12 protein-coding genes are annotated in these 12,009 nt (G+C 66.4%); 3 read left to right on the top strand and 9 right to left on the bottom strand.

Annotated features, from left to right (window positions below; genetic code table 11):
• Positions 1 to 2: 2 nt before the first annotated feature.
• Positions 3 to 752: a DUF3348 domain-containing protein gene (locus EO174_RS17665; protein ID WP_164740251.1), complete on the bottom strand. Its 750-nt coding sequence runs from the start codon at positions 750 to 752 to the stop codon at positions 3 to 5.
• 346 nt (positions 753 to 1,098) lie between these two features.
• Between EO174_RS17665 and EO174_RS17660 the strand changes: the two genes are divergently transcribed.
• Positions 1,099 to 1,311 (top strand): hypothetical protein, encoded by a 213-nt coding sequence (locus tag EO174_RS17660; protein ID WP_104583180.1) that lies wholly within the window; start codon positions 1,099 to 1,101, stop codon positions 1,309 to 1,311.
• A 54-nt stretch (positions 1,312 to 1,365) separates the two neighbouring features.
• Here the strand turns inward: EO174_RS17660 and EO174_RS17655 are convergent, their stop codons facing one another.
• Entirely contained in the window at positions 1,366 to 1,584 is a 219-nt protein-coding gene (locus EO174_RS17655) for a hypothetical protein (protein ID WP_119131730.1), read from the bottom strand.
• Between the two features lie 10 nt (positions 1,585 to 1,594).
• A complete protein-coding gene (locus EO174_RS17650; RefSeq protein ID WP_104650172.1) occupies positions 1,595 to 2,011 on the bottom strand; it encodes a YkgJ family cysteine cluster protein in 417 nt (138 codons plus the stop codon).
• A 478-nt stretch (positions 2,012 to 2,489) separates the two neighbouring features.
• On the opposite strand from EO174_RS17650, the gene EO174_RS22995 reads away from it, so the two are divergent.
• Positions 2,490 to 2,657: a hypothetical protein gene (locus EO174_RS22995; protein ID WP_164740250.1), complete on the top strand. Its 168-nt coding sequence runs from the start codon at positions 2,490 to 2,492 to the stop codon at positions 2,655 to 2,657.
• An 86-nt stretch (positions 2,658 to 2,743) separates the two neighbouring features.
• Here the strand turns inward: EO174_RS22995 and EO174_RS17640 are convergent, their stop codons facing one another.
• Complete coding sequence (locus EO174_RS17640; RefSeq protein WP_104583183.1) at positions 2,744 to 3,907, bottom strand: zinc-dependent alcohol dehydrogenase; 1,164 nt, start codon at positions 3,905 to 3,907, stop codon at positions 2,744 to 2,746.
• Positions 3,908 to 4,170: 263 nt separating this feature from the next.
• Between EO174_RS17640 and EO174_RS17635 the strand changes: the two genes are divergently transcribed.
• Positions 4,171 to 4,815 (top strand): DUF4142 domain-containing protein, encoded by a 645-nt coding sequence (locus EO174_RS17635; RefSeq protein ID WP_126946307.1) that lies wholly within the window; start codon positions 4,171 to 4,173, stop codon positions 4,813 to 4,815.
• A 168-nt stretch (positions 4,816 to 4,983) separates the two neighbouring features.
• On the opposite strand, the gene EO174_RS17630 is transcribed toward EO174_RS17635, so the two are convergent.
• From EO174_RS17630 to galE, 5 genes are all read right to left on the bottom strand, one after another.
• Positions 4,984 to 6,759, bottom strand: a complete 1,776-nt coding sequence (locus tag EO174_RS17630; protein WP_126946304.1) for an ABC transporter ATP-binding protein — start codon at positions 6,757 to 6,759, stop codon at positions 4,984 to 4,986.
• Positions 6,756 to 7,907: a beta-glucosidase gene (locus EO174_RS17625; RefSeq protein WP_119128257.1), complete on the bottom strand. Its 1,152-nt coding sequence runs from the start codon at positions 7,905 to 7,907 to the stop codon at positions 6,756 to 6,758. The genes EO174_RS17630 and EO174_RS17625 overlap by 4 nt, the downstream gene beginning before the upstream one ends.
• Positions 7,908 to 8,033: 126 nt before the next feature.
• Positions 8,034 to 9,221 carry a UDP-galactopyranose mutase gene (gene glf, locus EO174_RS17620; RefSeq protein ID WP_164740258.1) on the bottom strand — a complete coding sequence of 396 codons (1,188 nt, stop codon included), beginning with the start codon at positions 9,219 to 9,221 and terminating at the stop codon, positions 8,034 to 8,036.
• Positions 9,218 to 10,402, bottom strand: a complete 1,185-nt coding sequence (locus EO174_RS17615) for a glycosyltransferase family 1 protein (RefSeq protein WP_126946296.1) — start codon at positions 10,400 to 10,402, stop codon at positions 9,218 to 9,220. Before EO174_RS17615 ends, glf begins: the two co-directional genes overlap by 4 nt.
• Positions 10,403 to 10,439: 37 nt before the next feature.
• The gene (gene galE, locus EO174_RS17610; protein ID WP_126946293.1) at positions 10,440 to 11,609 is read right to left on the bottom strand and encodes a UDP-glucose 4-epimerase GalE; all 1,170 of its coding nucleotides are present in this window, start codon (positions 11,607 to 11,609) and stop codon (positions 10,440 to 10,442) included.
• Positions 11,610 to 12,009: the final 400 nt, after the last annotated feature.

Genomic DNA, 12,009 nt, shown 5'->3' with positions numbered 1-12,009 from the left:
AGTTAGCGGGTACGAAGCGCTGCAAGCAGGCCTTCGATCGGGTGAAAACGGACATCCAGTTCGGCGAGCAACACGCTCTGCATGTCTTTGCGAAACACATCCAGCCAGCCGTCGGAGACCGCGCGTGGCGCGGCGTCGCCGTTGGCTGCCGGGGTTGGCGCCTGCGCGGCATCGCGCAGGCGCTCGAAATGCGCACCGAGCAGGGTCGGCACATGGTTCAACAGGGTCTGCTCGCGCGGGCTCAAGGTCAGCTCCATCACCGCATCCACCTCGGCCAGCCGCGCCATCTGCCCGGACTCAAGGGCCAGCATGTCGCGCAGGCGGCCACGCAGGTCGCCGGTGGCGGTGCGCATTGCGCGTTGCATGGCCAGGTAGTGCTGGCGGAACGGGGCATAGTCGGGCGCAGGCGTCGCTGCCGCCGCGTCGTTGTCGGCAGCGGCGGCGCTGCGCGCATCGCGGCGTACGCGCGCGACCACGGCATCCAGGTCGACCACGCTGCTGGTCGCCAACCCGGTGCGCACGCGTGCGCAGGCCTCGACGTCGAGCCGGCGCGTCTCGGGCAGCGCTTCGATCTCGGGCAGCTTGCCATCCAGTGCCTTGGACACGGCGACCGCGCGCGTCCAGTCGATCCATTGGCTGAGCCGGTCGGCGAGCGCATGGTTGGACTGGGCAACGTGGGCATCGGTGAGGCGAGCGAGCAGGCGAATGAACGCCGGGCCCGACAAGGGCGCCCGTGGAGCAGCTTTCGCCATTGGTCCGGTCAAAGACCGCGCATTTTACACGGGAATGTGCGTGGTTCGGCGCCCGGGCCAGGGCCGGAGCGCCTGTGGCCGCGGGCAGGGCTGGCGGCATTCAGCCGCGCTGGTGCTGGCTGAGCCGGCTCCTCTCCGCGGCAGGTGCCGGCGGCTGCCTGGCGCCGTGGGGCGCCACGGTGCCAGGCGCACCCAGCGCGGCAGCGGCGGAAATTGCGCAGTGATGTCACCCCGGTCACCCTCTCTAACCAATTCAGGTTTCAATCCCCAGCGGTCTGATCGCGCCGGTTTTACCAGGTGAACGGGTATAAGCTGCGGGCCGGGAAACCCCCAACGAGGGAACGCAATGGACCACTCCGACATGCAAGTGTCCGATCTGCTGGTCCTGGAGCTGCAAGGGTTCCACGATGCCTATGGCCGTGGACCGGACTTCTGGGATGCGTATCAACGCATCATGGCCATCGCAGCACAGGCCGGCGGCAACATGATCAACCTGGCCAATGAAATGGCCTCGCTGGCGCAAGGGCTTGGCGCGATCGATCGCGCGCAGCTGCTGTAGGACCAGGGTCGCAGGTTGCGGCGGGCCGGCTGTACCTGCAGGCGCCGCGCACGCTTACTTGGCGTCGGCAGCTGCCGGTTTGACCGCGACCGCAGGCGTGGCCTCGGGCTCGCCACGCTTCTTGTCGCGACGCAGCGGGGTATCGCCCAGCCGCTCGATCGCGCCGCCGGATTGCTGGAACGCCTCCAGATCGGCGGCCAGACGCTGCTCGGACAACCGCGGCTTGCCTGGCTGATTGCTCACGGTCATCGACTGACGGCGGGAGTTGTTCATGGCGAAATCCTCATGCGTTGTAGAGCGTCAAGGGAATGCCCCGCCGGCGTTGGTCGTCGTAGGTGGCACGCACGTCGCGGCAATACGGCCCGGACATGACGAAACGCCGGCAGATCGCCGGCCGCGTCTCGTAGATCGAACAACACATGCGCGCCGCGTCGATGGCCACGCACCAGCCTTCCTCGTCACGCGCCATCACGTGCCAGCCTTGCGGCGTCACGCTGGTCAGGTGGTTGGGGATGCGGTCGGATGGATCGACCATGACGGTGAGCCGGCAACAGACGGCATCGCAGCGTTCGCAGAGATTCTTGATGGAAAAGGCCAGATAGAGTGAAGGCGACACCGGAGTCCGGCCGCCCTTGCACCATACACCCTGGGCGTGCCGGGGTGTGAACCGGCCCCTGCCTTGGATGCAGCAGACGGGCATCGCTGCCGCAGTGCCCTGGATGGCCGCGTTGTCGGCACTGCGATGCGTGCATTGCGTATGGGCCTGCGGTGCGGGTGCCGCGCGCGGAGGCATCGGTCGAGGCACTTAATGGTGCGGGTCGTATGCGTGCGTCATCGACGCTGCGACGTTGGCATCGACAGAAGGCAGGCAGGTAAGGAGATAAACGCGCGCCATGCCGATCATGATGGCGATGTCGAACGGTGCAATGCGCAGACAGACATGACGCACAGGGCGCACCATCCACGCATGCCTTGTTGCTCCGTTGCGTCACGGCCTGGATCGCCGGATCCAGCGATCAACGGCTGCCAGCATGCAACAGCGCCCGCAGCGCGCCGCGCGGCTGGATGCATCCCTAAACGGTTGCCTTTGTCGTGCCGATGCGAAGACGTTTTTCACCTGTGCCGTCGCCGGACCACCGTAGCGTTGGGTGGTCCGCATCCACGCGACAGGAGAACCCATGACCATCGACCACGACCACGCAGCTGCGCCCGATTCGGCTGGCGATCACGACGACCAACGCAGCGAGAAGGAAAAACAGGACGCCTTGCAGGACGATGCGCTGGAAGAAACCTTTCCCGCCAGCGATCCGGTGTCGCCGTTCGTGCCGGCCAAGCCGCTGGACTGACCAGGCCGCACATCGACGAGCAATGCAAACGGCGCGGTCATCGACCGCGCCGTTTGCGTTTGCAGCGTTTGCAGCGCTGTTGGCGGTTACGGCGTCAACACCACCTTGCGGCAATCGTCCTGCTTCTTGTCGAACAGCTCGTAGCCTCGCGCGGCGTCGGCCAGCGGCATGCGGTGCGAGATGATCGCGCTGGGCTTGAGGTCGCCATTGCCGATGCATTCCAGCAGGTACGGCATATGCTTCTGCACATGGGTCTGGCCCATCTTGAAGCTCAGGCCCTTGTCGAAGGCATCGCCGAACATGAAGGCATGGATGAAGCCGGCATACACGCCCGGCACGCTGACCACACCGCAGCGGCGCGTTGCGGCAATGCACTGACGAATCGCCACGCCGCTGCTGCCTTCCAGCTTCAGGTTGGTCAGCGCGGTTTCGATCGCGCTGCCTTCGGCCTCGAATCCCACTGCCTCGATGCTGGCGTCCACGCCGCGGCCATCGGTCTGCGACACGATCACATCGGCCGGGTCATCGACCTCGTCGAAGTTGATCGGGATGATGCCGTAGGCCTTGGACGCGAAGTCCAGCCGGTACGCATGCCGGTCCACCATGAAAATGCGCTCGGCGCCCAGCATGCGGCAGCATGCCGCGGCCATCAGGCCCACCGGGCCGGCGCCGAAGATCGCCACCGTCGAGCCCTGCTTGACCCCGGCATCGATGACGGCCTGGTAGCCGGTCGGCAGGATGTCGGACAGGAACAGCACCTGTTCGTCGTGCAATGCATCGGGCACCACCAACGGCCCGACATTGGCCTTGGGCACGCGCACGTACTCGGCCTGCCCGCCGGACAGGCCGCCATACAGATGGCTGAAACCGAACAGCGCCGCCGGTGGGCGCATGTCCTTGTGGTTGAGTGCAGCGCCCTTGCCGGTATTGGTGGTTTCGCAGGCGGAGAATTCCTGCAGCATGCAGTGGAAGCAGCGTCCGCAGGCCACCACGAATGGAATCACCACACGGTCGCCCGGTTTGACCGCGGTGACATCGGGGCCGACGTCTTCAACGATGCCCATGAACTCATGGCCGAGAATATCGCCATGCCGCAGGTCCGGAATCTTGCCGCGGTACAGATGCAGGTCTGAGCCGCAGATGGCGGTGGCGGTGACGCGCAGGATGAGATCGTCGCGTTCGACAAGGGTCGGATCCGGCACGGTTTCGACCCGCACATCGCGTGAGCCGTGGTAGTTGAGGGCAAGCATGGAGATCTCCCGTAAGGCCGTCGGTATGCGGCAACGCCATGCAGTGTTGGCGGCGCGCCGTTAAGTCCATCAGCACGGCACGTGCGCACGGTGTGGACGCGCCCGATTGGCGACGCGGCGTTGATGCGCGTGTCACGTCTGGATAACCCGCGCACTCGCACTCTCGACTGCCACGCTGGATCGTCCGCAGCTCATGCCTGCAGCGACCATGCGACCCCAACAATCAACGACCGCGCCTGGCGCGATCAATCAAGGAGACAACGATGGGAATTTTCAAGATGCTGACCGCCGGCGCGGTGGGCTACGTGGCGTACAAGGCGTGGCAGCGTCGTCAGGGCGACACCGGTGAAACGGCCAGCCCGACGAACAACGACCGCGACGTTCAACAGCAGTCGCTCAGTGCGCCGGCCAAGGCAAGCAGCACCCCGCCGCATGGTGACCCGCTGCGTGCAGCTACCACGCTGTCCAGCGACCGCAAGCAGGCACTGGGTGCGTTGGTGGTATTCAACGAGCAGGAGCGCACGCTTGCGCAGCTGGCTGTCGTCAAGGGCCTTGAGGGCGAGACGTTGCAGTTCGCCCGCAAGATGGACGAGGCACACAGCGCAGCGTTGACCGACCTCAGCCGTTTTGCGCCCGATCGCAGCGGTACGCTGGCGCAGGCCGCGTCCAGCCGCGCCGATGGTACCCGCAAGCGCCTGGAAGGCCTGGACGGCAAGGAGTTCGAAACGCAGTATCTGCAGGCCAGCGTGACCAGCCACGAGCAGGCGTTGACGTTGCTGGACGCACAGCTGGCCAGCGAGCCGGGATCGAGTGATCTGGGCAAGGAATTGCAGCGTGCACGCCAGACCATTGCCCAGCACCTGGAACATGCCAAGTCGCTGCGGGCCAAGGTGAACCAGGCGCATTGATCAACCGCGATCGCTGATCGCGCACCGCAGCGTGTGCGGTGAATACGGACAACAGGCAGCTTCGGCTGCCTGTTGCCGTTGTGGGCAAGCGCGGCGCGCATCGCGCATGTACGCCGCAGGCCGCAGGTTCAGCCGCTGCCGGGCGACCTTGGCACAACACGGTCGTCATCACGCGTCAGGCGCCGCCTGCTCGAATCCCGCGGCCTGGCGTTGCCACAGGCCATCGAACACACCACCGTGTCCACGCAGCTGTGCGGGACTGCCATCTTCGACCACGCGGCCGTGCTGCAGCACCACGATGCGATCGAAGCCGATCACCGTGGACAGGCGGTGCGCCACCGCCAGCACCGTGCGATCGCGCATCAGGTGATCCAGCGCGGCCTGAATTTCCGCTTCCGACTCGGTATCCAGCGCCGAGGTGGCTTCGTCCAGGATCAGGATCGGCGCGTCCTTCAGAAAGGCGCGCGCGATGCCCAGACGCTGGCGTTGACCCCCGGACAACAGGACCCCGCGTTCGCCGACCTGGGTGTCGTAGCCCTGCGGCAACTGCCGGATGAAGCCATCGCAGAAGGCATGCCGCGCGGCGTCCTGCACCTGTGCATCGCTGGCCTCCGGGCGGCCGTAACGGATGTTGTCGGCAATGCTGCGATTGAACAGCGCGGTCTCCTGCGGCACCACCGCAATCCTTTCGCGCAGGCTGTCCTGGCTGACGCTGCGGATGTCCTGGCCGTCGATCAGCACGCGTCCGGATTGCACATCGTCCAGGCGCTGGATCAAGGCGATCAGGGTGGACTTGCCGGCACCGGAAGGCCCGACGATGCCGACCTTCTGGCCGGCACGGATATGCAGGGTCAACCCGTCCAGCACCGCCGCCCGCTGCGGATAGGCAAAGCACACATCTTCGAAACGCACATCGCCCTGCGCCAGCGCCAGCGGTGTGTCCGCATCGACGATGGCATGCGGTTGCAGGATGATCTGCAGCGTGTCGGCGATGGCGCCCAGCTGCTGGGTGGTGTCCACCAGCGTCAGCGCCAGGTCGCGCGAGCCGTGCAGGATGCGGAAGGTCAACGCGCTGACCAGCACCACATCGCCGGCGCTCACCGTGCCGGCGCGCCACAGGCTGATCGCCCAGATCAGCATGCCGCCGGCCATCACAGACAGGCAGATGTCGTGGATCACCCTGGCCTTTTCCACATACATCCAGCTGCGTCGATGGGCGACCGCCTCGTCGCCGATCTGCTCGGCCAGCCGCGCGCTTTCGCGATCGCGCGCCGCAAACGCCTTGATCGTCCACACATTGGACACCGCATCCACCAGCTCGCCGCCCACGCGTGCGGCCTGCGCGGCAAAGCGCTGATGCTTGGCGCGGCCGCGGATGCCGAAGCTGGTGATGATGGCCGCCACCACCGCGATAAAGCCGACCAGGGTGGCGGCCATGCGCCAGTCCACCGTGAGCAGCAGCACGATGGCGCCGATGAAGTCCACGACCGGTGGCACGATCTTCCAGGCCAGCCCGACATAGATCTGCCCGGCCGCGCTGCCCAGTGCGGTGATGCGGTTGCCCAGCGCGCCGGCAAGGTGCTCGCTGAAATACCGCATCGGGTGGCCGGTGAGGTGGCGGAACAGATCCACGCGGATGTCCACCACGCTGGCCACCACGGTGCGACAGCCCAGCCAGCCGCCCAGCCGCCACAGCAGGTTTTCGATGGCGATCAGGCCGATGAACACGCCCAGCGGCAGCCAGACCTCGGCCTCGGTCCGTTGGTCGCCTGCCATCGCATCGACCAGCACCTTCATGCCGTACTGCACCGAGACCGCGCAGCCGGCAGCGCCGACGATCAACAGCAGCAAGCCGGCAAAGTGCCAGGGCCGCTGGCGAATGTAATGCCATAGAAAGCGCGCAGGCGTGTCCGGCAACAGCGCGGGCTGCGCGATGGTGTTCACGTATCGATGTCGGCCAGCGCCCGCTGCGGCACACGCAGGCCGAAGCGTTCGTGCTCGCGGCGTAACTGCCCCGCCAGCCCGGCATCCAGCGGGCGCTGCCCGTGTTCGTCGGCATAGCCGAACAGGCCGGTGGGGCAATGGCGGTAGTTGTCCCAGCCCGGATAGTCCAGCACCGGATACAGGCAGATCCCCTCCATCGGCACGCCCTGCTGCATGGCCAGTGCCACTTCACTGGCGACGTGCGCAAGCCAGCCGGCACGTTTGTCGCCTTCGGCACCGGTTTCGGAGAGGATCAGCGGGCGCTGATAGCGCTGCCAGAACCCGTCCATGATCGCCGAGAGCGGGCGGTGGTCGGGAGACGTGCGCGGGATCGGCGCACCGCCCAGGTACCACTGATTGTCTGCGTAGTAGTTGAGGCCGACGATGTCCAGATACTGCGGCGCGCCGCCCAGCCCGGGCCACTGCCTGCCGCAGATCATGTCCCAGGCCTCGAATTGCGCCACCCGCAGGCGCTCGGCTTCCCGGCGCGGGCCGGGGCGGTCGTTGGCGGCGGCCACATGGATGGCCGGGTCCACCTGCACGAAGCGCGCGCGCGGTTCGACCTGCCGCACCGCGTCGATCGCGGCAATGGTGGCGCGTACCAGCTGGTGCTTGAGCTCGAAGCCGCGCCCGCGCGCCTTCGGATGCATGCGCGCGTGGTCGCCGCCATTCCAGGCCCAGAACGAGATCTCGTTGATCGGCGCGTAGAACGGCACGGCATCGCTTGCGTTCTTGACGCATTGCGCCGCCGCGGCAGCAAACCGCGCGAAACGATCGACGAACTGCGGGGTCCAGATATCCACATCGTCCGGCCAGCCGTAGTGGCACAGATCCCAGATCACCTGGGTACCGGCGGCATTGGCGGCATGCAGCATCGGCAGGAAGCTGGACCAGTCGTACTGCCCTGGCCGTTGCTCGATCAGGTGCCAGCGCAGGCCATCGCGCGCCGTACGCATGCCGTGCGCGGACACGGCGCGATAGTCGTTTTCCGCCCAGCGGTCGTGCCGGGTGCCGGCGATCAGATCCAGCCGGCGGCCATCGCGCCGGCGATGGGTCGAACACTCGAAGCCCGCCATGAAAAAACTGTCGAACACTGTGGGGCTGTGCATCTGGGGTCCTGCTGCATCTTCGCCGCACTGCCGGCGGAACAATGAAATGTGATTGACACGCCACGCCGGCCTGGAACGCGGCTTCGCATCACCGCCGCGCAACCCTGCCGGGTGAGATCCGGCCGCTCAGGCCATCAGTTCGGCGCGGCGTTGGTGCTCGGCGTCTTCGATGCGCTTGAACAAGGCCAGCGCCTGGCCGACGACCTGATCCATGTTGTAGTACTTGTAGGTGCCCAGCCGCCCCAGGAAGGTGACATTGGGCGTCTGGGCGGCCAGCCGTTCGTAGCGCCGGTACAGCTCGGCGTTTTCCGCGCGCGGGATCGGATAATACGGGTCGCCCTCGGCCGAAGGATACTCGCGGGTGAGGCTGGTCCTGGGATGCTGCTGGCCGGTCAGGTGCTTGTACTCGGTGATGCGTGTGTAGGCGACAGCTTCGGCCGGGTAGTTGACCGTGGCCACCGACTGGAAGTGCTCCTGATCCACGGTGCTGTGTTCGAACCTGAGCGAGCGATACGGCAGCTTGCCGTAGCAGTGGTCGAAGTATTCGTCCACCGGGCCGCTGTAGACCAGCTGGTCGTAGTCCAGCTCGTCGCGGATCTCGCGGTAGTCGGTATTGAGCATCACCTTGATGTTGGGGTGATCGAGCATGCGTTCGAACATGCGCGTATAGCCGTGCAGCGGCATCTGCTGGAAGGTGTCGGTGAAGTAGCGGTCGTCGTCGTTGGTGCGGGTGGGCACGCGCGAGGTCACCGACTTGTCCAGCTGCGACGGATCCAGGCCCCATTGCTTGCGCGTATAGCCCTGGAAGAAGGTTTCGTACAGCTCGCGGCCCACCTGGTTGATCACCACATCCTCGCTGGTCTGGATGTCGGCCACCGGCTCGGCGCGGCTGGCCAGGAACGCGGCAGCGGCGTCCTCGGTGGTGAGCTGCAGGCCGTAGAGCCGGTTCAAGGTGGTCATGTTGATCGGGATCGGCACCTGCTGCTCGCCCACCTGTGCGAGCACGCGGTGCTCGTAGGGCCGCCACTGGGTGAAGCTGGACAGGTAATCCACGATGCGCTGCGCGTTGGTGTGGAAGATATGCGGGCCGTAGCGATGGATCAGCACCCCGGCGTCGTCATGGAAGTCGTAGGCATTGCCACCGATATGCGGGCGGCGGTCGACCACCAGCACGCGCTTGCCCAGACCTGCGGCCAGACGCTCGGCCAGCACGCTGCCGGCAAAGCCCGCGCCGATGATCAGGTAGTCAAATCCGCGCCGGGTGCCGCCGAGCACGCGCGTGCTCGCCAGCGGGACGGTGCCCGAGGGTGTCATTGCTTCCACGTGAGTTTCTCCTGCATCAAGGCATGGGTGTGGTCCCAGGACATCTCGCCCAGCACCTGGTCGGCGGTGTCCAGCAGCTGCGCGCGGTCGCTGCCGTCGCGCAGCGCGTCCTCGCAGGCGGCCACGAAGGCCGCAGCGGTGTCGGCAATGCGCACCACGCCAGTGTCGCCATAGGTGCGCACCACATCGTGGATGGGTGTGGACACCACCGGGCAGCCGCCGGCCAGGTATTCGGGGGTCTTGGTCGGGCTGATGAAACGGGTGGAGGCGTTCATGGCGAATGGCATCAGCGCCACCTGCCAACCGGACAGATAGCCGGGCAGCGCGTCATACGTCTTGCCACCGAGATAATGGATGTTGGCAGCCTGCGGCAGGTCGGACGCGGCGATCTTGACCACCGGCCCGATCATCACGAACTGCCACTGTGGCCGTTGCCTGGCGATATCGCGCAGCAGGGCCACGTCGAAGCGCTCGTCGATCACGCCATAGAAGCCCAGGCGCGGCTGCGGGATGGCGGCCTGGTCGGCAGGTTCCTGCTGCGGCTGGCGTGCGGCGGCAAAATGCGCCACGTCCACGCTGCTGGGGAAGGCATGGATGTTGGCGTGTAGTGCACGCTTGGCTTCCCAGATGCTGTAGCCACCGGTGAACACCACGTCGGCGCGTTGCAGCAGTTCGCGCTCGCGCTGTACCAGCTCGGGTGGCGCACCGGCAAATGCCGACAGCTCGTCCATGCAGTCGTAGACGATTGCGCGCGCACGCAGATGCGCACTGAAGCTCAGACTCATCGGCGTGTAGTACCACAGCAGCAGATCGCCCACGCCAAGCTCGGCCAGGTAGCCATCCAGCAACTGGCGCTGCGCCTGCACCGCATCCTCGCCCATGCACCCGGCCGGCAGGCGTGGCACCAGCACATGCAGGCCGCCTTCTTCGCTGCGTAGCTGCAGCCAGGGCTCGGATTCATCGCAGGCGATGGGCTCTTCCCAGAACAGCACATTGCAGTCGCCGGCAAAGCGCGACATCAGGTGCTGCGGGCGTTGGTAGACAAAGCTCCAGCGCAGATGCGACAGGCACAACAGGGTGGTACGTGCCGGATCGAACTGCGGCGCGCTGTCGGAGGAAACGGCTCGGCGGCTCTTGCCGATGTCGTCGTGGAACTGAATGGCCCAACTCATGGAATGACCTCGCTGAAGAAAACGGAATGCGCGCCACTCAGGCGCGCGACAGACGGTCCGTCGGGACCAGCGTGCGTGCAGGTTCGCTGCGCCGGCGGCCCTCGGCAGCCGGCAACAGGCAGCGCGCCGGCGCGGCTGCGTCGCGCGCAAGCTCGGGGTCCGGCACCGGTGCCGGTGTGCGCGACGTGCGCAGGCGCGAGGTGGCATAGCCGTCCGGATGCATGGACTGCCAGCGCCAGGCGTCGCCACACATGCGGTCCAGGTCGTGTTCGGCCTTCCAGCCGAGCAGGCGATGGGCGAGCGTGGCATTGGCGTAGTACACCGCCACATCGCCGCCGCGGCGCGGCGCAATGCGCAGCGGTATGCGCCGGCCACTGGCGCGCTCGAACGCGGCAGCCACTTCGCGCACGCTGTAGCCGCGCCCGGTGCCCAGGTTCACCACCAGGCCGGTGCGCTCGCGCTGCAGGTAGTCGATGGCATCCACGTGCGCGCGTGCCAGATCCATCACATGCAGGTAGTCGCGCACGCCGGTGCCGTCGGCAGTGGGGTAGTCGTCGCCAAAGACCTGCAGCGCATCGCGGCGACCGACCGCCACCTGTGCGATATAGGGCATCAGATTGTTCGGTACGCCGCGCGGGTCTTCGCCCAGGTAACCGCTGGGATGCGCACCGACCGGGTTGAAGTAGCGCAGCAGCGCCGCGTTGAATTCCGGCCAGGCCGCGCTGAGGTCGGCGATCATCTCTTCCATCATCAGCTTGGTGCGCCCGTAGGGGTTGCTCGCCTTCAGCGGCGCGTCCTCCCGGATCGGGCTGGTGTTGGCATCGCCATACACGGTGGCCGAGGAACTGAATACCAGCGTGCTCACCTGGGCGGTGCGCATCGCGCGCAGCAGTGCCAGCGTGCCGGTCACGTTGTTGTTGAAGTACAGCAACGGTTCGCGCACCGATTCGCCTACTGCCTTGAGCGCGGCAAAATGCAGCACCGCCTCGATCTTCCTTGCGGCCAGCAGCGTGCCCAGCTCGGGTGCGCGCACATCCATGCGATGGAAGTCCGGGCGAAACCCCATCAGGTGCTGCAGATGGTCGAGCACGCGCTCGGAGGAATTGCTCAAATTATCGACAATGCACACCTGGTGGCCACGCAGTGCCAATTCGACGCAGGTGTGTGAGCCGATATAGCCGGTGCCGCCAGTGACCAGGATTCTCATTGATTGTCTGCCTTGTGGAGGGCGCTCACGCGCCGGCCTCTCAATGGCGCGGATGCACCACGTCGCACGTTTCGATGCGTGTTGCGTGACGTCATCGCGCCGGCAGTGCACTGCTCCTGCGCCACGCATGGGTGACGGGCAGCTCTGGGCGAGAAGAAGGGGGTGTGCATCACGGTCCAACGCCACCCACGGTAGGAGTGCGGCCGTGAGAGCAGGCACAGTGGTGGGTGCGTGCCGCGCGAGTGTGGCCTTGACCGAAACCTCACCGTGACTGTGGGTCGGTGGATGCGCGCGCCGTGTTGCTGGCGGCGCGCAGCGCATCGCCCCGGGCACTGCAAGCGCACGCTGCGGCAACGAAAAAGCCCGCCGGGCTAGGACGCCAGGCGGGCTTGACGGTGCA

The organism is Xanthomonas sp. BRIP62418, from assembly GCF_003993495.1.
Classification (GTDB): Bacteria; Pseudomonadota; Gammaproteobacteria; order Xanthomonadales; family Xanthomonadaceae; genus Xanthomonas; species Xanthomonas euroxanthea.
Note: the sequence above shows the minus strand (reverse complement) of the source record. Positions and strands in the feature narration are given on the sequence as shown.